General features: G+C 69.3%; 21 protein-coding genes. 8 read left to right on the forward strand and 13 right to left on the reverse strand.

The annotated features are described in order from the left end of the window. Nucleotides 1-191 precede the first annotated feature (191 nt). Entirely contained in the window at nucleotides 192-605 is a 414-nt protein-coding gene (gene fur, locus QZY48_RS30080) for a ferric iron uptake transcriptional regulator (protein ID WP_100921705.1), read from the reverse strand. 109 nt (nucleotides 606-714) lie between these two features. Between fur and QZY48_RS30085 the strand changes: the two genes are divergently transcribed. Continuing rightward, nucleotides 715-1,212: an outer membrane protein assembly factor BamE gene (locus tag QZY48_RS30085; RefSeq protein WP_295437547.1), complete on the forward strand. Its 498-nt coding sequence runs from the start codon at nucleotides 715-717 to the stop codon at nucleotides 1,210-1,212. Between the two features lie 68 nt (nucleotides 1,213-1,280). Here the strand turns inward: QZY48_RS30085 and QZY48_RS30090 are convergent, their stop codons facing one another. The 8 genes from QZY48_RS30090 to QZY48_RS30125 all read right to left on the reverse strand — a co-directional run bounded on the left by QZY48_RS30090 (nucleotide 1,281) and on the right by QZY48_RS30125 (nucleotide 8,879). Then, entirely contained in the window at nucleotides 1,281-1,715 is a 435-nt protein-coding gene (locus QZY48_RS30090) for a type II toxin-antitoxin system RatA family toxin (RefSeq protein WP_295437548.1), read from the reverse strand. Between the two features lie 2 nt (nucleotides 1,716-1,717). Beyond that, nucleotides 1,718-3,064, reverse strand: coding sequence for a phosphoglucosamine mutase (gene glmM / locus QZY48_RS30095; protein WP_295437551.1), 1,347 nt, complete (start codon nucleotides 3,062-3,064; stop codon nucleotides 1,718-1,720). A 188-nt stretch (nucleotides 3,065-3,252) separates the two neighbouring features. Continuing rightward, the gene (gene folP, locus QZY48_RS30100; protein ID WP_295437553.1) at nucleotides 3,253-4,119 is read right to left on the reverse strand and encodes a dihydropteroate synthase; all 867 of its coding nucleotides are present in this window, start codon (nucleotides 4,117-4,119) and stop codon (nucleotides 3,253-3,255) included. A gap of 20 nt (nucleotides 4,120-4,139) precedes the next feature. After that, nucleotides 4,140-6,062 (reverse strand): ATP-dependent zinc metalloprotease FtsH, encoded by a 1,923-nt coding sequence (ftsH, locus tag QZY48_RS30105; RefSeq protein ID WP_295437588.1) that lies wholly within the window; start codon nucleotides 6,060-6,062, stop codon nucleotides 4,140-4,142. Nucleotides 6,063-6,159: 97 nt separating this feature from the next. Next, a complete protein-coding gene (rlmE, locus tag QZY48_RS30110) occupies nucleotides 6,160-6,783 on the reverse strand; it encodes a 23S rRNA (uridine(2552)-2'-O)-methyltransferase RlmE (protein WP_295437558.1) in 624 nt (207 codons plus the stop codon). 4 nt (nucleotides 6,784-6,787) lie between these two features. Beyond that, the gene (locus tag QZY48_RS30115) at nucleotides 6,788-7,645 is read right to left on the reverse strand and encodes a hypothetical protein (RefSeq protein WP_295437560.1); all 858 of its coding nucleotides are present in this window, start codon (nucleotides 7,643-7,645) and stop codon (nucleotides 6,788-6,790) included. 157 nt (nucleotides 7,646-7,802) lie between these two features. After that, the gene (locus tag QZY48_RS30120; RefSeq protein ID WP_295437562.1) at nucleotides 7,803-8,156 is read right to left on the reverse strand and encodes a high-potential iron-sulfur protein; all 354 of its coding nucleotides are present in this window, start codon (nucleotides 8,154-8,156) and stop codon (nucleotides 7,803-7,805) included. 255 nt (nucleotides 8,157-8,411) lie between these two features. After that, nucleotides 8,412-8,879: a C40 family peptidase gene (locus tag QZY48_RS30125; protein WP_295437564.1), complete on the reverse strand. Its 468-nt coding sequence runs from the start codon at nucleotides 8,877-8,879 to the stop codon at nucleotides 8,412-8,414. A gap of 319 nt (nucleotides 8,880-9,198) precedes the next feature. On the opposite strand from QZY48_RS30125, the gene trxB reads away from it, so the two are divergent. The 6 genes from trxB to QZY48_RS30155 all read left to right on the forward strand — a co-directional run bounded on the left by trxB (nucleotide 9,199) and on the right by QZY48_RS30155 (nucleotide 19,159). Beyond that, a complete protein-coding gene (gene trxB / locus QZY48_RS30130; RefSeq protein ID WP_295437565.1) occupies nucleotides 9,199-10,164 on the forward strand; it encodes a thioredoxin-disulfide reductase in 966 nt (321 codons plus the stop codon). A gap of 770 nt (nucleotides 10,165-10,934) precedes the next feature. Beyond that, nucleotides 10,935-13,583 carry a TIR domain-containing protein gene (locus QZY48_RS30135; RefSeq protein ID WP_295437567.1) on the forward strand — a complete coding sequence of 883 codons (2,649 nt, stop codon included), beginning with the start codon at nucleotides 10,935-10,937 and terminating at the stop codon, nucleotides 13,581-13,583. Beyond that, a complete protein-coding gene (locus QZY48_RS30140) occupies nucleotides 13,580-14,563 on the forward strand; it encodes a MoxR family ATPase (protein WP_295437569.1) in 984 nt (327 codons plus the stop codon). The genes QZY48_RS30135 and QZY48_RS30140 overlap by 4 nt, the downstream gene beginning before the upstream one ends. Continuing rightward, entirely contained in the window at nucleotides 14,563-17,544 is a 2,982-nt protein-coding gene (locus tag QZY48_RS30145; RefSeq protein ID WP_295437572.1) for a formylglycine-generating enzyme family protein, read from the forward strand. The genes QZY48_RS30140 and QZY48_RS30145 overlap by 1 nt, the downstream gene beginning before the upstream one ends. Before the next feature lie 124 nt (nucleotides 17,545-17,668). Then, complete coding sequence (locus QZY48_RS30150) at nucleotides 17,669-18,202, forward strand: transposase (protein ID WP_295437575.1); 534 nt, start codon at nucleotides 17,669-17,671, stop codon at nucleotides 18,200-18,202. 150 nt (nucleotides 18,203-18,352) lie between these two features. Beyond that, nucleotides 18,353-19,159 (forward strand): formylglycine-generating enzyme family protein, encoded by an 807-nt coding sequence (locus tag QZY48_RS30155; RefSeq protein WP_295437578.1) that lies wholly within the window; start codon nucleotides 18,353-18,355, stop codon nucleotides 19,157-19,159. Nucleotides 19,160-19,320: 161 nt separating this feature from the next. On the opposite strand, the gene QZY48_RS30160 is transcribed toward QZY48_RS30155, so the two are convergent. From QZY48_RS30160 to QZY48_RS30175, 4 genes are all read right to left on the reverse strand, one after another. Next, the gene (locus QZY48_RS30160; RefSeq protein WP_295437579.1) at nucleotides 19,321-20,256 is read right to left on the reverse strand and encodes a DUF4351 domain-containing protein; all 936 of its coding nucleotides are present in this window, start codon (nucleotides 20,254-20,256) and stop codon (nucleotides 19,321-19,323) included. 130 nt (nucleotides 20,257-20,386) lie between these two features. Then, nucleotides 20,387-21,697, reverse strand: a complete 1,311-nt coding sequence (locus QZY48_RS30165; RefSeq protein ID WP_295437581.1) for a replication-associated recombination protein A — start codon at nucleotides 21,695-21,697, stop codon at nucleotides 20,387-20,389. Further along, nucleotides 21,697-22,365, reverse strand: coding sequence for an outer membrane lipoprotein chaperone LolA (gene lolA, locus QZY48_RS30170; protein ID WP_295437583.1), 669 nt, complete (start codon nucleotides 22,363-22,365; stop codon nucleotides 21,697-21,699). Before lolA ends, QZY48_RS30165 begins: the two co-directional genes overlap by 1 nt. A gap of 5 nt (nucleotides 22,366-22,370) precedes the next feature. Further along, nucleotides 22,371-24,974, reverse strand: coding sequence for a DNA translocase FtsK (locus QZY48_RS30175; protein WP_295437584.1), 2,604 nt, complete (start codon nucleotides 24,972-24,974; stop codon nucleotides 22,371-22,373). A 185-nt stretch (nucleotides 24,975-25,159) separates the two neighbouring features. On the opposite strand from QZY48_RS30175, the gene QZY48_RS30180 reads away from it, so the two are divergent. Beyond that, nucleotides 25,160-26,221 (forward strand): OmpA family protein, encoded by a 1,062-nt coding sequence (locus QZY48_RS30180; RefSeq protein ID WP_295437585.1) that lies wholly within the window; start codon nucleotides 25,160-25,162, stop codon nucleotides 26,219-26,221. The last annotated feature ends 135 nt before the right edge of the window (nucleotides 26,222-26,356 follow it).

Consider the following 26,356-nt stretch of genomic DNA (forward strand, 5'->3'; position numbering starts at 1 on the left):
CCGCGACGATCTGGCGCAACACCTCATACTGTCCCTCGTTGATCTTCTTTGGCCGACCACCTTTCGACATCGTTGCGCGCCTCGTTCTTGTAAACTCGCGCAAGAATATCGGCCAGGTAGATTTTGTCTATACCCTCTAAGCGCCAAGGCTGAAGCCTTGGACTCCAGCCGCGGTCCCGGGGGCGCCGGGCTCACTGCGCGGCGCACTGCGCGCAGACGCCATAGATGACCAGCGAGTGGTTCTCGATGCGGAAGCCGTGAGCGGCGGCGATGGCGCCCTGGCGCTCTTCGATCAGGGGGTCGGCGAACTCCACCACGCGGCTGCAGCGGATGCAGACCAGGTGGTCGTGGTGGTCGCCGCTGTTGAGCTCGAAGACTGACTGGCCGGTCGCGAAGTGGCGCCGACAGACGAGTCCGGCCTCCTCGAACTGGGTCAGGACCCGGTAGACCGTGGCCAGGCCGACGTCGTCGCCGTTGTTCAGTAAGGCTTTATAAACGTCCTCGGCGCTGAGATGGCGGCGGCCGCTGCGCTCCAGGATGCTTAGGATCTTCTCGCGCGGACGGGTGACCTTGAGCCCCGCCCCCTTGATCTGCTGGTTGTCCATCCTCGCCCTCCCGGGGGGGTTGCGTAGGCCGCCGGACCTGGTTCGATGATCGCGGGCCGGGGCTGCTGTATGATGCCGGGGTTTACCCGCTTTGCCCTATCATAACAAGATGCGAAAGCTCCTCACTCGTCGGACCGCCGGTCTGCTCGGCCTCGCCACCCTGGTCTTAAGCGCCTGCGCGGGGGCGCCCAAGGTGGACGACTCTCAGCGGTCGATGCTCGATCGCCTGCCCTTCGTCTACAAGATGCCGGTGCAGCAGGGCAACATCGTCACCGCGGAGCAGGTGGATCAACTGCAACCGGGCATGAACAAGCGCCAGGTGCGCTATCTGCTCGGTACCCCGCTCTTGGCGGACTTCTTCAACAGCGACCGCTGGGACTATGTCTACACCATGCGGCGCGGCCATAAGGCCCTGGAGCGGCGCCGCGTCACCGTGCTCTTCAAGGACGATGCCCTGGTCGGGGTCGAGGGCGACCTGCGCCCGAACCCCAAGCCGGCGGGGACCGACAAGGCCAAGGAGACCATGGTCTCGGTGCCCGATTACAAGAGCAACGAGGGGTTGATCAGCCGCGCACTGGAGGCGATCGGCGTCAAGAAGGCAAACTGAAGCTGCCGCGGCGGGCGCCAGGCGCCCATCGGACGGAAGCGCGAACGGCGGATTTCACTCGGCTGCGTTTAGGCCCGGTAAACGTCATCGGCGCGCTTGCAGAAGGCGTCCACCAGTGAGTTGGCGATCTGGTTGAAGACCGCCCCGAAGGCCTTGTCGATCAGGCCGCCGGAAAACTCGAATTCCAGATCCAGTTCGACCTTGCAGGCGTCCTCGCGCAACGGGGTGAAGCGCCAACCGCCATGGAGCTTGCGGAAGGGGCCGTCCAGGAGCGCGATGTCCATGCGCCGATCGCGCTCGAAGCGGTTGCAGGTGCTGAAGGTCTGGTGAATGCCCAGGCGCGAGACCTCGATCCGCCCGCAGATCTGCTCCGCGGTCTCGGAGATCACGCGGGTGCTCTGGCACCAGGGCAGGAACTGCGGGTAGGCGCCCACGTCATAGACCAGATCGAACATGCGCTTGGCCGAGTGGGCGACCAGGGCGCTCTTCTTGACGAGGGCCACGGTCAGGCCGCCCCAGCAGAAATCTGGTCCCGCACCACGGCGGCCAGCCGGTCGGCCAGGGCCTGGACCTGGGCGCCCTCGGCCCCTTCCACCATCACCCGCACCAGCGGCTCGGTGCCGGATGGCCGCAACAGCACCCGCCCGCGCCCGGCCAGTTCCTGCTCGGCCATGAAGACGGCATCGACGACGGCCGGCAGGCTGACGATCTCCCGGCGCTCGGGCAGCCGGATGTTGATCAGGACCTGGGGGTAGTGCTCCACCTCGGCACAGAGGTCGTCCAGGCTCACCTCCAGACGCCTCAGGGCCGCCAGGACCTGGAGCGCCGCGACGATGCCGTCGCCGGTGCTGGTGCGGTCACGGCAGATGATGTGACCGGAGGGCTCGCCGCCCAGGATGGCGTCGGTGCGCTTCAAGTGCTCCATGATGTAACGGTCGCCCACCTGGGTGCGGGCGAAACCGATCCCGAGCCGGTGCAGCGCGTGCTCGAACCCGAGATTGCTCATCAGGGTGCCCACCACGTCCCCGCGCAGGGTGCCGGCCGTCTGACGCGAACGCGCGATGATGTAGAGCAGGTCATCGCCGTCCACCATCGCGCCCCGGGAGTTGACCATCAGGACCCGATCGCCGTCGCCGTCGAAGGCGATCCCCAGATCGGCCCCGGCCTCCACCACCGCCTTGCACAGGGCCCCCGGGCTGGTCGAGCCGACGTTGCGGTTGATGTTGAGCCCGTCGGGCTCGGTACCCATGGGCAGGACCTCGGCCCCCAACTCTTCGAAGACATGGGGGGCGGTGTTGTAGGTCGCCCCGTGGGCGCAGTCCACCACCAGCTTGAGCCCGCGAAAGTTCATCGCCGCGGGGATGGTGGACTTGCAGAACTCGATATAGCGCCCGCCGGCGTCCTCGACCCGTCGCGCCTTGCCCAGGGCCGCGGCGTCCACGGTATGCAAGGGCCGCTCGAGCTCCGCCTCAATGGCCAGTTCCACCTCGTCCGGCAGTTTGTCGCCGTCGGCGGAGAAGAACTTGATGCCGTTGTCCTGGTAAGGGTTGTGGGAGGCGGTGATGACGATGCCGGCAGCGGCGCGGAAGGTGCGCGTGAGATAGGCGACGCCCGGGGTGGACATCGGGCCCAGCAGGCGAATGTTGACCCCGGCGGCGGCCAGGCCGGCCTCCAGGGCCGACTCGAACATGTAGCCGGAGATTCGGGTGTCCTTGCCGATCAGGATGGTGCTGCCGGGGCCTTGGCCCAGGACCCGGCCCGCCGCCCAGCCCAGCTTGAGCACGAAATCGGGGCTGATGTTGGGCTCACCGACCCGCCCGCGGATGCCGTCCGTACCAAAATACTTGCGCATCGCAACTCAACCTCAATTCATGGACCGGCTAGCGGAACCAGGGCCGACGGGACCGCACGGCGGCAAGCACCGAACGCATCACGCCATCGCAAGGTCCCGCCGCGACCGATAATAATAAGACAGGATTAACAGGATTTTGCAGGATTAACAGGATGGTAAAGGACGATGGATAACCGTGTTAAGTCCTGTTAATCCTGTCCATTTGTTCGCTGCCCGGCAAGGCTTGCAGCCGCACGCACGGCCTCCCAAACCAATAAGGCGTCCCGCGTCTCGGCCACGTCATGGACCCGCAGGATGAGCGCGCCGCGCTGCACCGCCAGGAGCGCGGCGGCCAGGCTGGCGGCCAGGCGTTCCCCGGGGGGGCGGCCGGTCAGGGCACCGGCCATGGACTTGCGCGAGAGGCCCACCAGGACCGGTACCCCAAGGTCGGTGAAGACCTCCAGGTGGGCGAGCAGGGCGAGATTGTGCGCCAGCGTCTTGCCGAAGCCGAAGCCCGGATCGATGAGCAGGCGCGCGCGGGGGATGCCGGCGCGGATGCAGGCGTCCACCCGCGCGGCCAGGAAGGTCCGCACCTCGGCGACCACGTCCCCGTAGCTGGGCGCGGCCTGCATGGTGCCGGGCTCCCCGAGCAGGTGCATCAGACACACCGGCACCCCGAGCCGGGCGGCGGTCTCCAGCGCCCCCGGCGCCCGCAGGGCGCAGACGTCGTTGATCAGCCCGGCACCGGCCGCCACCGCCGCGCGCATGACCTCGGGTTTGGAGGTATCCACCGAAATCGGCACCGCGAGTGACCCGGCCAGGGCCGCCACCACCGGGATCACGCGCGCCAGTTCTTCCGCGAGGGGCACCGGCTGGGCCCCGGGGCGGGTGGATTCACCGCCGATATCGATCAGGTCGGCCCCCGCCGCCACCATGGCCCGGGCGCGCTCCAGGGCCGCCGGGCGGGACTGGAAGCGGCCCCCGTCCGAAAACGAATCGGGGGTGACATTGAGGATGCCCATCACCCGCGGCCGGGTGAGGTCGAGCCGGTGACCGCCGCAATCCAGTAATGACATCGGCACCGATCCGAACGGGCTCAGTGCTCGCCGGCGGGGCGGCCCAGGTGGCCGTCATCCCGCGGCAGGTCCGCACCCCGGTCGTCCACGGCCCGGGGCGTCCGCCCGGGGCGGGTCGGCTCCTCGTCGTTCCAGTCCTTGGGCGGGCGCGGCGGGCGCCCGGACATGATGTCGTCGATCTGGTCCGCGTCGATGGTCTCGTACTTGATCAGGGCGGCGGCCATGGCGTGGAGCTTCTCGGTGTTGTCGGTCAGCAGTTGCCGGGCGCGCGCATAGTTGCGCTCGATGAAGCGCCGGACCTCCTCGTCGATCAGGTGATTGGTCTCATCGGAGACGCTCTTGTGCTGGGCCACCGAATGGCCGAGAAAGATCTCCTGCTCCTCCTCGCTATAGGTCAGGGGCCCGAGCCGGTCCGACAGGCCCCACTTGGTCACCATGCTGCGGGCAATGTCGGTGGCGCGGTGGATGTCGTTCTGGGCGCCGGTGGTGACGCTCTCGGCCCCGAAGATCAACTCCTCCGCCACGCGCCCGCCGAACAGGCTGGAGATACTCGACTCCAGGCGCTGCTTGCTGTAGCTGAAGCGGTCGTCCTCCGGCAGGAAGAGCGTCACGCCCAGGGCGCGCCCGCGCGGGATGATGCTGACCTTGTGCACCGGGTCGTGCTCCGGCACCAGCCGGCCGACGATGGCGTGGCCGGACTCGTGATAGGCCGTGAGGCGCTTTTCCTCATCGGACATGACCATGGAGCGGCGCTCCGCACCCATCATGATCTTGTCCTTGGCCTTCTCCATGTCCTCCATGTCCACCAGCTTCTTGTTGGCGCGCGCGGCGAAGAGCGCCGCCTCGTTGATCAGGTTGGCCAGATCGGCACCCGAGAAACCGGGGGTCCCGCGCGCCAGCACAGACGCCTTCACATCCTCCGCGGCCGGGATCTTGCGCATATGGACTTTCAGGATCTGCTCGCGCCCGCGCACGTCCGGCAGGGGCACGACCACCTGCCGGTCGAAGCGTCCGGGGCGCAGCAGGGCCGGGTCCAGGACGTCGGGGCGGTTGGTGGCGGCGATGACGATCACGCCCTCGTTGCCCTCGAAGCCGTCCATCTCCACCAGCAACTGGTTGAGCGTCTGCTCGCGCTCGTCGTGACCGCCGCCCAGGCCCGCGCCGCGGTGACGGCCCACCGCATCGATCTCGTCGATAAAGATGATGCAGGGGGCGTGCTTCTTGGCCTGCTCGAACATGTCGCGCACCCGGGAAGCCCCCACGCCGACGAACATCTCCACGAAGTCCGAGCCGGAGATGGTGAAGAAGGGCACCTTGGCCTCGCCGGCGATGGCCCGGGCGAGCAGGGTCTTGCCGGTCCCGGGGGGGCCGACCATCAGCACGCCCTTGGGGATCTTGCCGCCGAGCTTCTGGTACTTGGCCGGGTCGCGCAGGAAGTCGACCATCTCCGAGACCTCGTCCTTGGCCTCCTCGGCGCCCGCCACGTCCTGGAAGGTGACCTTGACCTGATCCTCGGAGAGCATCCGCGCCCGGCTCTTGCCGAAGGACATAGCCCCCCGCCCACCGCCCCCGCCCTGCATCTGGCGCATGAAGAGCACCCAGAGCCCGACCAGGATCAGCAACGGGAACCAGTTGATCAGCATCGACATCAGGACCGAGGGCTTGTCCGGCGGGGCGGCCTTGATGATGACGTTGTTGTTCAGCAGGTCGCCCACCAGGCCGTCGTCACCCGGACTGTAGGTGGAGAAGCGGCTCCCCGAGTCGGTGAGCCCCGCGATGGTGCGCCCCTGGATGGTGACCTCCTTCACGGTCCCCTGCTTGACCTGTTCGATGAAGGCGGAATAGGTCAGGCTGCGCGGCGCCGAGCGCGTGGTGGTGAAATTGTTGAAGACGGACATCAGCACGATGGCGATGACCACCCATAGAATCAGATTCTTCGCCATATCGCTCACGGCATCTGGCCTCTGGTGATGGGGTACTCAGGGGAGGGCACCCGGCTCTATCCGGGCAAAGTAACACCCTTATGACGCCGAAAAAAGATCATTTCGGACGGAAGCCCTTGGCGACCAGGTAGAGTTCCCGGCTCGCGGGCCGCGAGGCCTGGGGCTTGCGGTTGGCCACCACGGCAAAATCGGCGCGCAAGCCGCGCAGCATCTGGTCGAAGCCCTCGCCCTGGAAGGTCTTGACGACCAGGGCGCCGCCGGGTTTCAGCGTCTCACGCGCGAGCTCCAAGGCCAACTCCACCAGATAGGCGGTACGCGGCTGATCGACCGCCGCCGTTCCCGATATATTGGGGGACATATCCGACAGCACCAGGTCCACCGGCGCGTCGCCGAGTTGTTCGCGCAGCTGAGCCAGGACCTCCGGCTCACGAAAGTCCCCGGTCAGGGACAGCACGCCCGGCACGGGGTCCATCGCGAGCAGGTCCAGGGCGAAGACCTGACCGCGCCCGCCGACCAGGCGCGCGGCGATCTGGGACCAACTGCCGGGGGCGGCGCCCAGATCGACCACCCGCATCCCGGGACTCAGGAGGCGATCCTTGTCCTGTAACTCCAGGAGTTTGTAGGCGGCCCGCGAGCGGTAGCCCTCCTGTTGAGCGCGTTTCACATAGGGGTCGCTGAACTGGCGGTCGAGCCAGCGCCGGCTGGATTTGGTGCGGGCCATAAGGCTAGACGTCGTGGACCCAGGCGAATCCGAAGGCCTCGAGCAGGGCCCCCGCCACCGCCCCGCCCAAGACGCCGCCCAGTGCGGCGTGCGGCAGGGCGTCGTAGATCGTGGCCGCGACCGCGCCCACCAGACCGGACTCGTCCCCGAGCAGGGGCCCGGCCATCAGCCAGACCCCGCCGGCGGCAAGCCCGGCCAGCGTGGCGAGCACCAGCGCCTCGATCAGGCGGCAGGGGCGCGCCGCGATGCGCAGCCGACTGATCCGGCCGACCCACCAGCGCACGCTGGTCACATACAGGGCACCGTTGACACTGACCAGCAAGGCCAGCATCACGAAGGGCGAGAGCGGCCGGGGGCCGAGCGGCAGGGCCGCCGCGAGCAGGGCGCCGCAGGCCGCACCGGTGGTCAGCCCCGCCAGGACCTTACCGGGTACCCGCCGGGTACACTGGCCGGGAAAGGACACCAGCAGGCCCACCAGGGCGGCCAGAGCGGCCGCCACCGTGGCGGCCTGGGTGAAACTGAGCAGATCCGCGGCGCTCGTCAAGAGCAGCACGCCCACGATGGCACCGATCCCGGTACCCACGAGGGCCAACTCGTGCGACCCGTAGAGGGCCGCGCCCGCCGCCCCGGCCAGGGCGGCCGCGGCGGCGTAGGCCCCGGGGCCGGCACCGAGCCGCTCGAAGATGGCGGTGAGTCCGAGGAACAGCGGCGCATAGATGAGCCCGATGAGGCCCCAGACGAGCGCGCGCAGGAACACCAGTCGCGCCGCCGACGGCGAGGCGGCCGCGAGACGCGGCGGACGGTGGCGGGGGGCGTCGAGGGATAAGGGCCGCGCGACCGCGGCCTGTTCTGCAATGGTCATGGTGTCTGGAGGGGTACCAGGGTGGTCGAGGCCGCGGGACAGGGGCCGCGGCGCGGGATGCGCCGATTAGACGAAGGCAAGAGAAAAAAGCAAAACGGGGCCCGTGGGCCCCGTTTCTCGCCTCCCCAAGATAAGGCGGGGAGCGGGCGGGCTGCGATCAAGCGGGCTTGACGGTCCAGGTGGAGCACCAGCCCTTGGCGCTCACCACCTTACCGGGGAACAGGGTGCACTTCAGGTGATCGGGGACATCGCTGACGGCCGAGAACTGACAGTTCGAGCATATCTGCTCGGCGGCCGGCTTGCCGGGACGGGCAGCGCCCGCACGGTCGGCCTTGGTGGCGTCCGCGTTGTACTTCAGGGCGACGCCGGTCGGATCATCGGCAGCGACGGCCGGGTCCGCGGCGCGGGCGATACCGACACCGACCAGGTTGATGACCGGGATGGCGACAGCGGCGCCGAGCATCAGCTTGACGGCGTCACGGCGGCTCTCGCTCATTGGCTTATCGGACATGTCTGGAAACTCCTCAGGGTTGCAGGATAGTGTTGATGACCCGCCCCGGGACGACGCCTGGGACCGCCGGGCATTCTGCAACAATGGGCGGAAAAAGGCGAGCCGGTTGCAGCCTGGTGCCGTGCCGTGCAGCCGTCCGGAGCGCCCCGCGCGGGGCGCGCCGTGCACACCGCGCGCGTCGCCGCCCGGCGCGCGGTCGCCGGTCCCGGCCCAGTTCCCGGCCACCGGCAGACGCCCGGTGCACCGCCGCCGCGATCATTCCAGGTAGCTGCCCGCGCCGACATAGCGGGCGCTCCAGTACGGCGTATGCAGCCGGGTCAGCCCGACCTTGTGCTTGGACGTCGATGCGTGCACGAAGCGGTCCCGATCCACCATCAACCCCACATGGTGGACCCCGGGACCGGTATGGAAGAACACCAGGTCCCCCGGACGCAGCGCGTCCGGGCGCACCGGCCGGGCAGCGCGCAGTTGGTCCAACGACATCCGCGGGATCGACACCCCGGCCCGCTGGTAGGCGTAACGCGTCAAGCCGCTGCAATCGAGCGCCCGGCCCGGCAGGCTGCCGCCGTAGCGATAGGGCGTACCCACCTGAGACAGGGCGGCGGACACCACCTCCGCCCGCTTGCCGCCCCCATCCGAACTGCCGAGCCCCGCGCAGCCGCCCAGCAGCAACACCGCGGCGCCCAGGACCAGGCCCACCACCAGCCGAGGCACAATCTTCACAATTAACTCCCGCTTAACCTCGCAATCTATTGTTTCAAAGTCTTTTTATACCTCACGCGCGTCCTTGTCAAGCGGGATTGAGACGACCAGCGATGACGGCATCCACACGCGCGGCCGGCGGGCGAGCGGTGCCCCGGCGGCAGCGCGATTCCTGGAAAATCGACCGCGCGGGCCGCCCTCAAGACGGCCCGCTGCGCCGGCCGGCTTTACGCGACTGCGCCTAACCCTTAACCTTGTGCCTTTGGCGAGGGTCCCTGCCCGTCGCCCCACCACGCGGCGCCCGGGGACGCACCACTGGCCGCCATCCCGGGAGGAGACCATGAGCACCACCAAGCATTGCCGACTGCTGATCCTGGGGTCAGGCCCGGCGGGCTACACCGCCGCGGTCTATGGCGCGCGGGCGAACCTGCACCCGGTGTTGATCACCGGCCTGGAGCAGGGCGGCCAGCTCATGACCACCACCGACGTGGACAACTGGCCCGGCGACCCGGACGGCGCCCAGGGGCCGGACCTGATGGACCGGATGCGCCGCCACGCGGAGCGCTTTGAGACCGAGATCATCTTCGACCATATCAATCAGGCCGATCTCAGTACCGCACCCTTTACCCTCACCGGGGACTCGGCCGTCTATACCTGCGATGCCCTGATCATCGCCACCGGGGCCAGCGCCCGCTATCTGGGCCTGCCCTCGGAGCAGGAATTCCGCGGCCGCGGCGTCTCCGCCTGCGCGACCTGTGACGGGTTCTTCTTTCGCGGTCAGAAGGTGGCGGTCATCGGCGGCGGCAACACCGCGGTGGAGGAGGCCCTGTATCTCTCCAACATCGCCTCCGAGGTGACCCTGGTCCATCGCCGCGACAGCCTCCGGGCGGAGAAGATCCTGCAGCGCCACCTGTTGGACAAGGCCGAACACGGCAATGTGCGCCTGGCGTGGAACAGCAATCTGGATGAGATCCTGGGCGACGCCACCGGGGTGACGGGCATCCGCATCAAGAGCACCAAAGACGAATCCACCCGCGACCTCGAACTCCAGGGCGTCTTCATCGCCATCGGCCACCAGCCGAACACCGAGATCTTCGCGGGCCAACTCGACATGGCCGGCGGCTATATCAAGGTCCACAGCGGCACCGACGGCAACGCCACCGCCACCTCGGTCCCCGGGGTCTTTGCCGCCGGCGACGTGATGGACCATGTCTACCGCCAGGCGATCACCTCGGCGGGCAGCGGCTGCATGGCCGCCCTGGACGCGGAAAAGTACCTGGACGCGCTGGACGCGACCGGGGCCTGAGGTCATTGGTCCGCACAGCGGACCCTACGGCGCCGCAGTCGGCAACGTAGCCGGTGCTATGATCGCGGCCCGCTCCGCTTGCGATCCGTCGTGACTGTGAAAGCCACGTTGTCTCAATTGCCGTTGATCCCAAGGGCCGGTGGCTCTTCTCCACCCACGATGATAACCTGCTCCGCCGCTGGGTCCTGTCGCCCGGGCGATCCGCAGTGAGGCCGACGACAGCTTTGATCCTCGAAAAAGCAGTTCTCACGCCAAGGCGCCAAGGCGCCAAGTTCGCCAAGGCATTTCAAGGCGTTGTCGAAGTGATCTGGCTCACCCAGCGGGCGATTCGGAGGCTGCGCAGATCCCTTGATTTCTTCTTGGCGTCTTGGCGTGAGCAATCGCCGGTGTTGCGTTACCGTGCGGCACCTTGAAATCAGTCGCGCTGCCGCTCGATCAGGACGTGCAGGGGCGGGATAAGCCCCGGTTAAAGTCGGCTCGAACACTGCCGCCAACGTCGGCGCGGTCAACCTCCGCTGGAACCAGGCGGCCAACTGGTCCGACTCGGCTCCCGCCAACCGCGCCTCCACCAGGTCCGGCAAGGGTCCAAACCGCACCGCCAGCAGGGCGTCGGTCGGGTTAGCGAAGCGTAACCCGACAGGGCGGCTTGATGGCAGTGCCCCGGGACCCTGAAGCCTCCCCCGCGGGCCGCCGCCCCCGGTCGCCATTGGCACAACCCGCCCGCCCCGTGCATGATAGGCAGCGGCCCACGACAACAAGGGGAACGGCCGATGCACTTCAACTGGCTGCACTTCACGGACCTGCACTGCGGGATGCGCGAGGATCGCTGGCTCTGGGACACCGTACTCGACCGTCTGCGCAAGGACCTGGCCATCCTCCAGCCGCGCTGCGGCCCCTGGGACCTGATCCTGTTCACCGGGGACCTGACCGATCGGGGCACCCGGGCGCAGTTCGATGAACTCGATGCCCGCCTGACGCGGCTCGCCGATTGCGTCGCCGCGGGCCAGGACGGCCGGCAGCCTATCCTGCTGGCGGTTCCGGGCAACCATGACCTGCAGCGGCCCCCAAGCGATGATGAGGGCCTGAGCGTGCTCGCGGCTTGGCGCGCGCAACCGCCGTTGCCGCCGCTCTTTTGGGACAAACCGGATGCGGTCGCCCGCAAGACGATCGACACGGCCTTCGCCGAATACCGCGCCTGGTGGGAGCGCCGCGTGGCCCCGCAATTGGGTCGCAACGGCCTGGTCGACCTGCGGCTCGGAACCCTCCCGGGCGATTTCAGCGCGACCCTCGAACGCGACGGCTGCCGCCTGGGCCTCCTCGGTCTGAACACCGCCGCCCTCCAGTTGACGGCGGAAGACTATGAGCACCGGCTCGCCCTGCACAGCCTCCAGTTCAATGCGGCCTGCGGCGGCAGCGGGCTGGACTGGGCCGAGCGCCACCACGCCTGTCTGCTCATGAGTCATCATCCCCCGGCGTGGCTCGAGACCGAGTCCCGCGGCCACCTGGAGGGGCAGATCACGGACGACGGCCGCTTCGCCGTCCACCTCTGCGGGCACCTGCACGAGCCATATCGTCTGCGCAGCGCCGTCAACGCCAACCCCGAGAAGTTCCTGTTCCAGGGCCGCTCACTCTTCGGCCTGGAGCACTTTGGTGGTCGGCAGGAGCGCCTGCACGGCTATACCGCGGGCCGGATCCACTTGGGCGGGGACCAGGCCCGCACCCTGGTCCTGTGGCCGCGGCGCGGCGAGTTATCGGGCGGCGAGTTGCGGATCAATGCCGACAGCAACGACCTGCCGGTCGAGGCGACCGACACCGGGCCGATCCCGTTCAAGCTGGTGCGCCCCTGCAGCGGTGCCGCGGACGCCGTGCTCAGGCCGCCGGCCAAGCCGGCGGTGCCAGCCCCGGCCGCAGTCGCGCTCCCCGCCGTGCCCGCGGCTGGGGATGCGCCCCGGCCGTCCGGGTCCGCTGCCGCGGCGACCGGCCGCGGGCAGAGTCCGCACCCTCAGCCGCGCCAGGAGGAACCAATGCCGCAGCATTCCGTCTACGTTTCTTACGCCTGGAAGCCGCCGAGCCAGGAGATCGTCGACCGACTCCAGGCGGCCTGCGCGGCGCGGGGGATTGCGTTGCAGCGCGACGCGAATGCGATCAAGTACGGCGAATCGATCCGGGACTACATGCGCCGACTTGGCCGGGGCGGTGCGGTCGTCGTCGTGCTGAGCGCGGACTATCTGAGGTCCGAGAACTGTATGTTCGAGTTGCTGGAGATCGAGAAGAACAAGGATTTCCACCAGCGGGTCTATCCGATCCTGGTTCGCGGCACGCCCTTTTTCAAGCAACTCGACCGCCTCAAATACACCCGCTATTGGGAGCAAGAGGCCGCGGCGCTCGAAAACGAGATCAAGGGGATGGGGCAGCAGGACCATCTCTCTGCGGCACACGCGGCGCTCAACCACTATCGCGATATCCGCCGCTCCATCGACGGCCTCTCGGACATCCTGGCGGACATGAACGCACTGACCGAGGACGTGCACGTCGCGACCGATTTCGCCGCACTCCTCGATCGTCTGACCGCGTCCATGGGGACCCTGATCCTCCCCGAGACGGCCGCACTGCCGACCGTGGCGGACCGCTTCGATCCGGAGTTTGCGCGCAGGATCGAGGAGGCGCTCCAATTGCCGGACAGTGCCCCACTGCGCCACTGTCTGGCGGCCCGACTGGGGGCAGCGACGGAGGTCGGGCTGGGTGAGGTCCTGTGCCGCAAGGACGCGATGAAGGCCCTGCTCGACTTCCGCGGCGCCGCGCACACCTGTCGACTCGGGATGGCCGCCGCGACCTGGGCCGGTCCGTTGCAGACGGCCGCCCGCGGCATCCTCGGTTGGCTCCTCGCTCGCCTGGTGCAGAAGGAACGGCCGGCCGACCCCTTCGCGTTCGAGGTCAGGGTCGGTACGGAGGTCGGCGCCGAGGTCCTGTGGCTGCGCTGGGTCGGCGGCGACGCGCCCCCGGAGTTCAAGGTCGAGGGCGGGCGGCTGATCGGCAAGGGCAACGTGCTGGGCGGGGCACCTGCGGCGGAGCCCGGCTGGGAAGGCCCGCCCCTGCACCAGGTCCAGGTTGCCGTTTGGAAGAGGGTTCGCCCCTGGGAGACCCCGCCGGAGCAGTTCGGCGAAGAGGAAGTGGCCGCCCTGGCCGACGCGGTGGCGTTTGACCGCGGATCCATCGGCGCCCCCTACTACGCGACCTTCGACCGCGGCCGCGCCGATGATCCCTACAACGACCCGGATGTGCTTGAACGTCTGCGGGGCATCGGCCTGAAGATCATCACGATCGAGGCCGCGGATGAGGACCTCTTCGGCATCTCGGAGCAGAAGCTGCGTACCTTCGTCTCCCAATGTGTCGGCACTATCGAGGGCCCGCGCCCATGACCGCCATCCCCCGCATCCCCGTCGGCGAACGCCTAACCCTCCCAGTCGTCGGCTCCTGGCCCGAGTCCTGTCACGTCTTCGCGGAACCGGACGCCTACGCCATCGCCGCCGCCATCGCCGCCGGGCGCCCCCTCCTGGTGCGCGGTGAGCCGGGCGTGGGCAAGAGCCAGTTGGCGCGGGCGGCGGCCGTGGTGTGCGGGCGTCTCTTCGTCTCCGAGGTCGTGCACTCGCGCAGCGAGCCGCAGGACCTGCAGTGGCGTTTCGACGCCGTGGCCCGGCTCGGTGAGGCCCAGGCCCTGGGCGCGGCGCGGGTCGAGGACGTGGGCCCCGCCCTCAACCCACTGCGGTATCTGAGCCCGGGCGTGCTCTGGTGGACCTTCGACCATGAGGCCGCCCGCGTCCAGCACGAGCGGTGTCGCCATCCACTGCGCGCCCCGGAAATGCCGCCCGGGTGGACCCCGGCGCGGGGCGCGGTGCTCCTCATCGACGAGATCGACAAGGCCGAGCCGGACCTGCCCAACGGCCTGCTGGAGGTCTTGGGCAACGGCGCCTTCACCGTGCCCTATCTGGACGCCCCGGTGCGGCATCGCGAGGGGCCGCCGCCCCTGGTGGTGATCACCACCAACGAGGAGCGCGAACTCCCGGCGGCCTTCGTGCGTCGCTGCCTGGTGCTGCGGCTCGCCTTGCCCGCGGCCCGCTCGGAGTTCGTCGGGTTCCTCCAGGACCGCGGGCACCGGCACTTCCCGGACTCCTTTCCGGCGGTGCGCCTGGTCGTCGCCGAGCGCCTGTGGGAGGACCGGCAGGAGGCGCTCAAGGCGGGCGGGGCCCCGCCCGGTCAGGCCGAATACCTGGACATCCTGCGCGCGCTCACGCACCTGACCGCGCACCTGACCGACGCGGCGCAGCGGGAGCCGGAGCAGGCGCGGCTCTTCGGGCACATCGCGGACTTCGCCCTCAAGAAGGCGTCCGTGGACCTCTGATGGCCGTCGGTCGCTCCCCGCCCAACCGCGCCGCGGTCGGCCGTGCCGACCTGCTGCGCCTCCTGGGGGCCGCCGGGGAGGCCGGGCTCGCGGCCATGGCCGACCTGGCGGGCTTCGAGTGGCGTCCCCCGGCCGCGCCGCCGCCCCAGCGGCAACGCGCCCCCGACGATCTCCCCGCCGCGGGCCTGCCCCCGGTGCCCGCCGCCGCGGCGGTGTCCCCGAGCGCCGTCACCGGCGTGACCCTGTATCGGGTCACCGCCTGGGAGTCGATCCCGCGCAGCACCGCGGTCGGGGAGCGCCCGGCCTGGTGGCATCAGGCGCGGCGCCTCCCCCCGGGGACCCCGCGCGCGGTGGGTCCCTTCACGCCCGCGCCCGAACCCCTGCTGCCCTGGCGGCGCCTCTGGCCCTTCCTGCGTGCCGCCCTGGGTCAGACGCGCGACGACCGGGCGGTCGATCTGGAGCGCATGGTCGAACTCGCCGCCCGCGGGCAGGTGCCGCGCCGCCTGCCGCGCCGGCGGCATCAGCACTGGGCCCCCGCCGCCCGCGTGATCCTGGACTTCTCGCCCTACCTGGAGCCCTTTCACGCCGACCTCGCCGCCCTGATCCGGCCACTGACGCGGCTGCGCGGACCCCTCGGGCTTCAGGTCCTGGCCACCACCGAAGGTCCGGCGGGTCCGTTCCTCGAGCGACTGGACGCGCGCCGCTTCCGTACCCTGCCCAGCGTGCGCCGGTGGGATGCGCAGCACCCCGTCCTCGTCGTCGGCGACCTCGGCTGCTACGCCGACCCCGACCGGCGGGCCGCCTGGGGCGCGCTCGGTGCCCAACTGCGCCGGGCCGGGGTGCGCCCGGCCGCCCTGCTGCCCTGCCCGCCGCGCTATTGGGACCAGGCCCTGACCCGCGGCTACCGCCCCTTCACCTGTGACCGTCGGCACCGGCTGCCCGCGCGGATCGGCCGCCCGCGCGCCGCGCCCGCGGAACCCGCGAACCCGGCCGAGGACCCCGGCGCCCGGCGCCTCCTGGACCTGCTGGCCCCGGCGATCCGCGTGGAGCCGGCCTTGCTGCGCGCCCTGCGTCACCGCCTGGGCGCGCCGGGCATGGACGTCGGGGCCGAGGCTGCCGCCTGGTTTCACGCCGACCTGGAGCAGCGGGCCGGGGCGGCGGAGTGGGCGGACCGCGACCGGTGGGAGGCGTGTCGCGCGGCCTTCGGTGACTATCCCCTGGCCGAGCGCCGCCTGGCCGGCCACCTGGTGCTCGAGCACCACCGGCACCTTCCCAGGTCGGTGGGCGCGGCGGAAACGGTCAATTTGGGCCAACTCCTGGGCGCGGACGCCGGCGCGGACCTGCGTGAACAGGTGGCGGACGCCGCCGCCTACCGTGCGGCCACCCTGCGCACCCTGGAGGAGACCGGGGACCCGGACCAGGCGCGCCGCTTGCGGCAGTATGCCGGCCGTCTGGGTGAGCGACAGCCCGCGGACGCCTGGCAGGACGACCGCCAGGCCGCCCTCTGGGTGCAGGCCCACCGCGACCAACTCCTGGCCGGCACCTGCACTCTGCCGCCGGGGCTGAAACTCTCCGCGGTCGATTGGGTCCTGGCCGATGCGGCGCGGCCGCGGGTCTGGACCCTGATACAGCAGGGCGAGGCCCTGGTGCTGATGCTCAACCCGCCCCTGTTCGACGCACTGGGGCCCGGTGCGGATCCGGGCATTGACCCCGCCGATCCCATCCCCGCCAGCCCCCTGGCGTATCTGCGGCAGACCGAAACCCCGGTGCAGTTCGCCCCCCTGGACGAGCAGCAGCGCCAATGCAGCGCCCCGCCCGGAGTGCAGGGCCGCATCCCCCTCAGCGGTGCCGGGATCATCCTGCGCGGCTATGACGCGGTGCTCACCATCGAGCCCCTGACCAAGCCCGCTTGGGCCCAGGCCATCGGGCGGGACGGCTCCGGGCTCTATGTGGAGGTGGCGCAAGGGGAGGGGACGCGGCGGCTGCGCTGGGTCTCGCCCGGCGAGGCCCTGGGGCTTGCGACCGCCATTGAGGTCCGCGACCTGCCCATCCCCAGGGCCGCCTTCTGGGACGAGCCGGACTACCGTGACTGGCGCCATGGCGACCTCGCCCGGCCAGCCTGGGCCCGGCGCGCAGGGCGCGACGAGCACGGCCTCTGGGCCGAATTCCAGTTCAAGGGCGTCACCCAGCGGATGCGTTGGGTCTGGCCCGGGGAGTTCACCATGGGCTCGCCCGCGGGCGAGCCGGAGCGCCGCGACGACGAGAAACAGCACCAGGTCCTCCTCACCCAGGGCCTGTGGCTCGCGGACACCACCTGCACCCAGGCCCTGTGGGAGGCGGTGATGGGCGAGAACCCGAGCGAGTTCAAGGGCGCGGAGCGGCCGGTGGAGCAGGTGGACTGGGAGCAGGTGCAGGCGTTCATCGGGCGGCTCAATGCCGCCATCCCGGGGCTCAGCCTGCGCCTGCCGACCGAGTCTGAGTGGGAATATGGCTGCCGGGCCGGGACCGCGACACCCTTCTCCTTTGGCGAGACGATCACGACCGATCAGGTGAACTACGACGGCAACCGCCCCTACGGCGATGGGCCGAAGGGCATCCACCGGAGTCAAACCGTCGAGGTCAAGGCCCTGCCGTGCAATGCTTGGGGCCTTTATCAGATGCACGGTAACGTTTGGGAGTGGTGTCAGGACTGGTATGGGGACTATCCTGAAGGCACGACCATCGACCCCCCGGGTGCTGCAACGGGTCGGAGGCGCGTGGCGCGCGGCGGGTGCTGGGTCTCCCTTGCCGGGCTCTGCCGCTCCGCGCAGCGCCTCGACTGGGAGCCTGCCCTCCGTGGCGCCGGGCTGGGCTTCCGCCTGGCTCGAGGTCCACAAGCCAGGCCGGCGGAGCCGGGGCCAGTGAAGCGGACCGGGGGAGCGCGGGGCCGGACTGACGCCGTGGAGCGGCGTCGGTCAGGTCCTGCGCGGGGCCTGGCGTAAGGTACTGAAGCGGTGAGCCCGGGTCCCCTCGTTCCCACGCTCCGCGTGGGAATGCATCCTGGGACGCTCCGCGTCCCGAGTCCAGCGCAGAGACCAAGAGCCAAGACCGAAACGGGGTACCCCCATGGGCCGCAGCCGCTACAAGATCACCGAGCCGGACCAACCCCACTTCGTGACCTGCACCGTCCTGGAGTGGCTACCGGTCTTCACCCGCCCGGAGACGGTCGACATCCTGCTGGACAGCCTGCGCTTCCTCCAGGCGAATGCCGGTCTCAAGGTCTACGCCTGGGTGGTGCTGGAGAACCACCTGCACCTGGTGGTCCAGGCCCCGGGGCTGGGCCAGGTCTTGGCGCGCTTCAAGTCCTGGACGGCCCACGAGCTGATCCGGCTGCTGACCGAGCGGGGCGTGCGTGCCTACCTGGACCGCCTGGCCTTCGCCAAGCGCGCCCACAAGGCGGACCGGGAGCACCAGTTCTGGCAGGAGGGGTCACACCCGGAGCTGATCGGGTCGGCGGCGATGATGCGGCAGAAGGTGGATTACATTCATTTCAATCCGGTGAAGCGGGGGTATGTGGACCGGCCGGAACAGTGGCGGTATTCGAGTGCGCGGGTTTATTTGGGCGAGTCAGGGCTCTTGGAGGTCTGTCGTGAGTGGTGAGGGATTCGGGACGCGGAGCGTCCTGGGATGCATTCCCACGCGGAGCGTGGGAACGAGACCCACGCGGGGCGTGGGAGCTAGGCCCACCCGGAGCCCGGACGCGCCGCCGAAGGCTTGCCGGTCGGCCGCCCTCTTGTTGGGGTGGGGGCCTTGAGTGCCCCGGCCGTTGCCGCGCTGTTGCCGCCGGTCTTCCCCTTCGACTGGGCCGGCGAGTGGGGCGAGGATCGCTACGGGCCCTGGGTCGCCTTCCGGGTCAAGGGGGTGCGCCAGTGTCTGCGGTGGGTTCCACCGGGGCGCTTCCTCATGGGTTCGCCCGCGGGCGAGGCGCAGCGCTCTACTGACGAGGCTCAGCACTGGGTCACCCTCACCCAGGGCCTGTGGCTGGCGGACACCGCCTGTACCCAGGCACTCTGGCAGGCGGTGATGGGCGAGAACCCGAGCCGCTTCCAGGGCGCGCAGCGGCCGGTGGAACAGGTCGACTGGGACCAAGTCCAGCAGTTCATCGGGCGGTTGAACGACTTGCTGCCCGGTCTGGACGCCTGCCTGCCGACCGAGGCGCAGTGGGAGCACGCCTGCCGTGCGGGGACCCGCACACCCTTCTGGTTCGGGGACCAGATCACCCCGGAGCAGGTCAACTACGACGGCAACCACCCCTATCCCGGTGGCGCCAAGGGGCTTTACCGGGAACAAACGGTCGAGGTCAGGGCCCTGCCCTGCAACGCCTGGGGCCTCTACCAGATGCATGGGAATGTCTGGGAGTGGTGCCGGGACTGGTACGGCGACTACCCCACGGAACCGATTGAGGACCCTACGGGGCCTGAGACGGGTCTGAGGCGCGTGGCGCGCGGCGGTTGCTGGATCGACCGTGCCGGGCACTGCCGCTCCGCGCGGCGCAGCGGCAGGGGGCCTGCCGACCGTAACGACGGGCTGGGCTTCCGCCTGGCTCGAGGTCCATAGGCCAGGCCGGCGGAGCCGGGGTCGGGTCGGCTGGGAGCGGAGCGGCGCCGGGCCGGACTGACGCCGTGGAGCGGCGTCGGTCAGGCCCGGCGGGACCTCGCGTTCGGAGCGCCGGATGTCGGGTTACGCTGCGCTGACCCGACCTACGCCGCTCTCACCGCTCAGTGCTGTGCGCCGCGCCCGAACACGTCGTCCAGGCTCGCGGCGTCGAGCAGGCGCAGGCCCCAGTTTTCCAGTTGTTCCGGGGTGGCTGACTGAATGCGCTTCGCCTGTGGCTCGGGCAAGGGGCCGAAGCGTTGTTCAAGCTGACTCGTCAGCAGTCGCACCTGGCCCTGACTGATGCCGAGTTCGATCCCCTTCTTTTGAGCGACCCGCTCGAAGCTGGCAAGATAATGCATACGCCTTTCCTCCTCGAAGTTCTGAATCTCGTTCCATAACTGGTCATCCAACCCGGCCGGCAGGGTCAGGACCCAGTCGATGAACCGGAGCAACTCCAGTATATCCGCGCGTGGGTAGCCGCGCCGATACAGGCCGCGGATCAGGGACAGTTTGGCCCGGTAGCGCTCGCCGTCGGAGCCGGCGGTGTCCTGGGCCTGGAGGTGGGCCTGGGTGATGATCGCGAAGGGGTTGGACGAGGCCTCGAGGGCCGCCAAGTCTCCCCGATAGGCGGCAAGGCTGACGACCGGATAGCGCAGGCCCATGCGGCAGCCCCAGCGTTCATAGGCGAACTCACCGAAGCCGGCGGAAAACGGGTCGGCGAGCACGGCGAGGCTGACCACCGGCCGATCGTGGACATCGAAGATCCGGTAGTTGTAGACGAACATCCGTTTCGGGAAATCCGGTTGGTTCTGGCCCTGGATCTCGACATGGGCCAGAATCCAGTCTTCCTTGCCATCCTGGGCGGTGACCCGCACCAGTGAGTCGGCCCAGCGGCGGCCCAGGGTCGCGTCCCGGATCGCCTTCTGCAACTCCTTGTCCAGCATCGTGTAGCCCTGGGTCCAGTCGATCCCGGCGTGGGCGGCGGGAAAGAAGAAGGCGAGGAAGTCGGGGAAGTAGCGCTTGAGTGCGTTTTTCCAGGGGGAGTCGTAGTCGGTCATGGCGCCTCCGGGTGGGTTCCGCCGCGATTGCCGTGCGCTCGCGGCGCAGCGCAAATGATGGGTTTCGCTGCGCTCTACCCATCCTACGGGGTGCCGCGGGCGCTTGGGCTTTCCCGGACCTGGGGCCGCGTTACTTCCCGCCGTCGCGCGCCGCCTGGTCCAGGGCGCGCAGGCGCTCCAGCTTTTCGCGGATGCGGATCTCCAGCCCGCGGTCGGTGGGCTCGTAGTAGCGCCGCTCGCCCAACTCCTCGGGGAAGTAGTGTTCGCCGGCGGCATAGCCGCCCGGTTCGTCGTGGGCATAGCGGTAGGCGCGCCCATGGCCCAGTGCCTTCATGAGGCGGGTGGGGGCGTTGCGCAGGTGGGGCGGGACTGGGGCCGTGCCGCCGCGGCGGGCGTCGGCCAAGGCGGCGTTCCAGGCGAGATAGACGGCGTTGCTCTTGGCGGCGCAGGCCATGTACACGGCCGCCTGGGCCAGGGCCAGTTCGCCCTCGGGTGAGCCCAGGCGCTCCTGGGTGTCCCAGGCGTCGACCGCCAGGGCCAGGGCGCGGGGGTCGGCGTTGCCGATGTCCTCGCTCGCCATGCGCACCAGGCGGCGGGCGATATAGAGCGGGTCGCAGCCGCCGTCGATCATGCGCGCCAGCCAGTAGAGCGCGGCGTCCGGGGCCGAGCCGCGGATGGACTTGTGCAGGGCCGAGATCTGGTCGTGGAAAAGGTCGCCGCCCTTGTCGAAGCGGCGCAGGGCCCCGGCCATCACCTCCGCCACGGTCTCGGCCCCGATCACCCCGCCGGGGCTTAAGCTGGCGGCCAGTTCCAGCAGGTTGAGCGCGCGGCGGGCGTCGCCGTCGGCGGCTTCGGCGAGCAACCCGGCGCCCTCGGCGGAGAGTGTCAGGTCGCGGGCGCCGAGTCCGTGGACGGGATCGGCCAGGGCGCGCCGCAGGACGGCCGTGAGGTCGTCGAGGCTCAACGGCTTGAGGACATAGACCCGGGCGCGGGAGAGGAGCGCGTTGTTGAGTTCGAAGGAGGGGTTTTCGGTGGTGGCGCCGATGAAGGTGAGGGTGCCGTCCTCGACATGGGGCAGGAAGGCGTCCTGCTGGCCCTTGTTGAAGCGGTGCACCTCGTCGATGAAGAGCACGGTGGCGCGGTCCTCCACCGAGCGCAGGGCGCGCGCCTCGGTCACCGCCTCGCGGATGTCCTTGACCCCGGCGAGCACCGCGGAGAGGTTGATGAAGTGGGCCCCGGAGCGCGCCGCCACCAGCCGCGCCAGGGTGGTCTTGCCGGTCCCGGGCGGGCCCCAGAAGATCATGGAGTGCAGCCGGCCGGTGTCGATCGCCTGGCGCAGGGGCTTGCCGGGGGCGAGCAGGTGGACCTGGCCGGCAAAGCCAGCGAGCCCGCCGGGGCGCATGCGGTCCGCGAGCGGGGTCGCGGCTCCGTCGGCGCCCATCAGTCGAAGGACAGGAAGTCGCCGCCGGTCTTCTCGTCCATCTTGAACAGGCCAAGGTCGAGGATCGGGTTGCGTTTGGTCTGGCCGAAGTTCAGCCGCGTCTCCTGCCCGAAACTGTCCTCCATGATCATGCTCTCCAGGCCCGTGGACCCGAAGCCCAGTTCGATCCGCACGATGTCGGTGTCCTTGGCCTTGGGGGTCAGTTCCACCCAGTCGCGTCCGTCGGTGCTCGCGATCGGGCGGGTGTTGAAGTCCCGGTCGATGGGGGCATCGTTCGCCAGCAGCAGGGCCGGGGTGCCGCGCAGGGCCTTCTCCTCGCTCTGGTGGGAGACCTGGTCGAGATCCAGGTCGTGGAGATAGACCCGCTTGCCGTCGGCGATGATCACCTGTTTGTTCGGGGTGTCGTACTCCCAGCGGAAGCGCCCCGGGCGTTGCAGGTAGAGGGTGCCGCGGCCCTGCGTCATGCGGGTGCGGTCGGCATTGAAGGTGGTCTGCTCGAAGCTCGACTGGAGGCTGGTCAGGCCCTTCAGGAAGGCCTCCAGGCGTGCCCGCCCGTCGGCGGCGGCGGAGTCCAGGCCGAGCCCAAGGCCGATGAGGCCGACCAGGAGGAGGGTGAAGGGACGCCGGCGCCGGCCTGAGGGCGCGGCGCCGCGGTGGGTCTGGGGCATGGGGATCATTCCTCGCGGGGTGGGGGTGCCAGCACCTCGCGGTTGCCGTTGGTCTCCGCGGGGCCGACGATGCCGATGCGCTCCATCTCCTCGATCATGCGCGCGGCGCGGTTGTAACCGATCTTTAGTCGGCGCTGTACCCCCGAGATGGAGGCGCGGCGGCCTTCCACAACGATCTGTACCGCCTCGTCGAACAGTGGGTCGGTGTCCTCCACGTCGCCGCGGGGCTCCGGATCGATCCCCGGCAGGACCTCCTGGGGCTCGCGCAGGACGTCCTCCAGATAGTCCGGGCCGCCCTGGGCCTTGAGGAAGTTCACCACGTTGTGGACCTCGTGGTCGTCCACGAAGGCCCCGTGCACCCGCTGCGGTATGTTGCCGCCGGGCGGCAGGTAGAGCATGTCGCCGTGGCCGAGCAGGGTCTCGGCGCCCATCTGATCCAGGACCGTGCGCGAGTCGATGCGCGAACTCACCTGGAAGGAGATGCGGGTGGGGATGTTGGCCTTGATGAGCCCGGTCAGCACGTCCACCGAGGGCCGCTGGGTCGCCAGCATCAGATGGATGCCGGAGGCGCGCGCCTTCTGGGCCAGGCGGGCGATGAGCTCCTCCACCTTCTTGCCCACCACCATCATCATGTCCGCCAACTCGTCGATGATAACGACGATGTAGGGCAGGTGACCGATGGTCGGCACCTCGACCCCCGGCTCGGCGGCGAAGGCCGCGGCCAGCAGCGGATCGCGCAGCGGCGCCCCGGCGGCCTCGGCCTCCGCGACCTTGCGGTTGTAGCCGCCGATGTTGCGCACCCCGAGCGCGGCCATCAGCCGATAGCGGCGCTCCATCTCCCCCACACACCAGCGCAGGGCATTGGCCGCCTCCTTCATGTCGGTCACGACCGGGGTCAGCAGGTGGGGGATGCCCTCGTAGATGGAGAGCTCCAGCATCTTGGGGTCCACCATGATCAGGCGCACGTCGCGCGGGCCGTCCTTGTAGAGCAGGCTCAGGATCATGGCGTTGATGGCCACCGACTTGCCGGAGCCGGTGGTGCCCGCGATCAGGGCGTGGGGCATCTTCGCCAGATCCACCACCACCGGCTCACCGGAGATGTTGCTGCCCAAGGCCAGGCTCAACGGCGACTTGGCGTCCTGGTACTCGGGGGCGCCCAGGATCTCGCTCAGGAACACGGTCTCCCGCTCCTCGTTGGGGATCTCGATGCCGATCACCGACTTGCCCGGGATCACCTCCACCACCCGCACACTGATCTTGGACAGGGCGCGGGCCAGGTCCTTGGACAGGCCGGAGATCTTGCTGGACTTGGTGCCGGGGGCCAGTTGCAGCTCAAAGAGCGTCACCACCGGCCCGGGATAGGCCGCCACCACCTCGGCGACGACGCCGAAGTCCTTGAGCTTCACCTCCACCAGGCGCGACAGGTCCTCGATCTGGGCGTCCGAGTAGCCCTTGCCGGTCTTGCGCGCCGGGTCCAGGAGGGAGAGGGGCGGGCGGCTGAGCGTCGGGGCCTCGGGGGGCGCTGCGTCCCGCGCGTCCGCCGGGTCTTGCGCATCCGCCAGGCGCAGCGCATTCGGCACAAAGCGGGGGTCCGGCCGGGGCGCCGGGTCCGGGTCCGGCGCCGTTGGCGGGGCCACGGGGGGCGCTACGGGGCGGCGCAGTGTCTGGACCCGCGGCGCATCCTTGGGGACCGGCCGCTGGTGCATCATCAGATCGGAGAGGGTCATGAGGTGATCGGATGCGTGCGGCGCGGGGTCGGTGCCGGCGTCGGACGCGGGGTCGAAGTGGGCGTCGCATTGGGGCACGGGCGCCGGGGTGGAAAGCGGCGCGGCCGCGGGCTCCGGCAGCGGCCAGTCGCCCCGCGCATCCGCCGCGGCGCGCTCCTGCGCCAGGTCGGCAGGGTCGATCAGGTTGAGGTCGGCGGGCAGTTCGCCGCCGCGGGGGCCGCCCCGCCGCCGGCTCACGAACTCACCCAGGGTCGACAGGGCGCCGGTGCTCAGGGTCCCCAGGTTACGCGCACCCTGCAGCAGGCCGTCCCCCAGCCAATACAGGACGGTGAGCCAGGAAACGCCGGAGAACAGGGTGACGCCCACCAGGAGGACCCCGGCCAGCAACACCTCGGTCCCGGGGCCGAAGCGCTCCTGCATCAGGCCGCTGACCGCCTGCCCCAGACCGCCGCCGGGGCCGTTGGCCAAGTCGGCGCCCAGGGCCGTCAAGTGCATGGCGGCGAAGCCGCAGCCGGCCGCCAGGGTGAGCAGGAAGCCGATCCAGCGCAGCGCCAACAGCCAGGCGCGGGGCCGCTCGTCGTCCGCGCGTCCGCGAAACACCACCCAGGCGCTGAAGGCGAGCATCAGGGGCAGCAGATAGGCAAAATAGCCGAAGAGATAGAGACCGGCATCGGCAAACCAGGCCCCGGTGCGTCCGCCCGCATTGGTCACGCGGTCCGTCTCGCCGACATAGGACCAGCCGGCATCCTGTGGGCTGTAGCTGGCGAGAGACAACACCAGGTAGAGGGCGACGCACATCAGCGCCCACATGGCCCCCTCGCGGAGCGCCCGCTCGACATAGTCGCTGAAGGTCAACTGTCCGCTACGCGTCGCCTGAGCCATAAGCACCCCCGGGAAATCTGTTCGACAAACTTGCTCGACATTATAGCCTTACGAAAAATTTTTCGGTGCAATTAGGATACATGTGCTAATTTTGCACTGCGTGCCTGGCCGCACCCGAAGATCGCCGCCCGGCATTCGCGCATCGATCGTGTTTTTCCTATCCCACCTCGGGGGAGTAATTTTCCATGAAAACCTTAGCAATCAGCACTCTGTCGGCACTCGTCCTCGCCGCACCCCTCACCGCGATCGCCCAGACCGACTACCAGGCCGCCGGGCCCGGTTTCGACAACCGCTGGTACATCGCGCCCTTCGCCATGTACACCTGGGCCGACAACGACCGCGAGGTCAACAACGGCTGGGGCGGCGGTCTGGCCGTCGGCAAGCCGCTGAGCCAATGGTTCAACCTGGAACTGCGGGCGACCTACACGGACCTGTCCAACAGTTGGGTCCTCACCGATGATTTTGGCCGGCCGGTGACGAAGGTCGACGGTACGAACAAAATGTTCGACATCGGCGTGGACGGTCTCTTCTTCTTCAGCCGCGGTAAGTTCCAGCCCTTCCTCCTGGCCGGCATCGGTGCCATCCAGGACAAGGTCGAGCTGTGCGCCCACGGCGGCGACTTCAACGGGGTCTGCATTTCCGACAGCCAGTGGAGCTTCATGGGCGAGCTCGGGGCTGGCTTCATCGTCCCCATCACCGACTGGATCTCCTTCCGGATGGATGCCCGCTACCGGATCGATGCCGGCTTTGAATACAACGACGTGACCAATCGGGTCGTGAACAACAAGACCCTCGGCGACACGATCGTGACCGCCGGTGTGGTGATCCCGTTGGGTTCGCGTGCGGTCACCAAGGTGAATCGTACCGTGGAGCTGTCCGCGGACACCCTGTTCGCCTTCAACCGGTCGGACCTCTCGCCCACCGGCGTGAGCACGATCAACAACTTCGCCCGCGACCTGGATCAGTCCAACTACGACGGCGTCCGGGTCGCCGGCCACACCGACCCGATCGGCTCTGAGGAGTTCAACCTGGCCCTGTCGGACCGCCGCGCCAACACCGTGCGCCAGCAACTGGTCACCGATGGTGTCGCCGCTGATCGCATCACGGCCCAAGGCTTCGGCAAGACCCAGCTCAAGGTGACCCCGGCCGACTGCGCCGCCGCCAAGTCCAGAGAGGCCCTGATTGCGTGCTACGGACCCAACCGTCGGGTCGAGGTCACGGTGGAAGGGATCACCCCGAAGGAGTGATGGATCGGCATCGGCGGGCCGGATGACCCATAACGTCGTCCGGCCCGATCCGCGGCGGTCGTGTCGTTGTCGTTGTCGTTGTCGTTGTCGTAATCGTAATCGTAATCGTAATCAGAGAATCGCTGCAATTTGGCG

Source organism: uncultured Thiodictyon sp. (genome assembly GCF_903828115.1).
In the GTDB taxonomy this organism is placed as follows: Bacteria; Pseudomonadota; Gammaproteobacteria; order Chromatiales; family Chromatiaceae; genus Thiodictyon.

What these genes read in the sequence shown, in the direction of transcription:
- lolA (WP_295437583.1), bottom strand. Translation starts at nt 22,365, where the DNA reads ATGCCCCAGACCCACCGCGGCGCCGCGCCCTCAGGCCGGCGCCGGCGT.
- rlmE (WP_295437558.1), bottom strand. Translation starts at nt 6,783, where the DNA reads ATGGCCCGCACCAAATCCAGCCGGCGCTGGCTCGACCGCCAGTTCAGC.
- folP (WP_295437553.1), bottom strand. Translation starts at nt 4,119, where the DNA reads ATGTCATTACTGGATTGCGGCGGTCACCGGCTCGACCTCACCCGGCCG.
- QZY48_RS30160 (WP_295437579.1), bottom strand. Translation starts at nt 20,256, where the DNA reads ATGACCGACTACGACTCCCCCTGGAAAAACGCACTCAAGCGCTACTTC.
- QZY48_RS30120 (WP_295437562.1), bottom strand. Translation starts at nt 8,156, where the DNA reads ATGTCCGATAAGCCAATGAGCGAGAGCCGCCGTGACGCCGTCAAGCTG.
- trxB (WP_295437565.1), top strand. Translation starts at nt 9,199, where the DNA reads ATGAGCACCACCAAGCATTGCCGACTGCTGATCCTGGGGTCAGGCCCG.
- fur (WP_100921705.1), bottom strand. Translation starts at nt 605, where the DNA reads ATGGACAACCAGCAGATCAAGGGGGCGGGGCTCAAGGTCACCCGTCCG.
- QZY48_RS30135 (WP_295437567.1), top strand. Translation starts at nt 10,935, where the DNA reads ATGCACTTCAACTGGCTGCACTTCACGGACCTGCACTGCGGGATGCGC.
- QZY48_RS30150 (WP_295437575.1), top strand. Translation starts at nt 17,669, where the DNA reads ATGGGCCGCAGCCGCTACAAGATCACCGAGCCGGACCAACCCCACTTC.
- QZY48_RS30165 (WP_295437581.1), bottom strand. Translation starts at nt 21,697, where the DNA reads ATGGGCGCCGACGGAGCCGCGACCCCGCTCGCGGACCGCATGCGCCCC.
- QZY48_RS30140 (WP_295437569.1), top strand. Translation starts at nt 13,580, where the DNA reads ATGACCGCCATCCCCCGCATCCCCGTCGGCGAACGCCTAACCCTCCCA.
- QZY48_RS30115 (WP_295437560.1), bottom strand. Translation starts at nt 7,645, where the DNA reads ATGACCATTGCAGAACAGGCCGCGGTCGCGCGGCCCTTATCCCTCGAC.
- QZY48_RS30085 (WP_295437547.1), top strand. Translation starts at nt 715, where the DNA reads ATGCGAAAGCTCCTCACTCGTCGGACCGCCGGTCTGCTCGGCCTCGCC.
- glmM (WP_295437551.1), bottom strand. Translation starts at nt 3,064, where the DNA reads ATGCGCAAGTATTTTGGTACGGACGGCATCCGCGGGCGGGTCGGTGAG.
- QZY48_RS30180 (WP_295437585.1), top strand. Translation starts at nt 25,160, where the DNA reads ATGAAAACCTTAGCAATCAGCACTCTGTCGGCACTCGTCCTCGCCGCA.
- QZY48_RS30175 (WP_295437584.1), bottom strand. Translation starts at nt 24,974, where the DNA reads ATGGCTCAGGCGACGCGTAGCGGACAGTTGACCTTCAGCGACTATGTC.
- ftsH (WP_295437588.1), bottom strand. Translation starts at nt 6,062, where the DNA reads ATGGCGAAGAATCTGATTCTATGGGTGGTCATCGCCATCGTGCTGATG.
- QZY48_RS30145 (WP_295437572.1), top strand. Translation starts at nt 14,563, where the DNA reads ATGGCCGTCGGTCGCTCCCCGCCCAACCGCGCCGCGGTCGGCCGTGCC.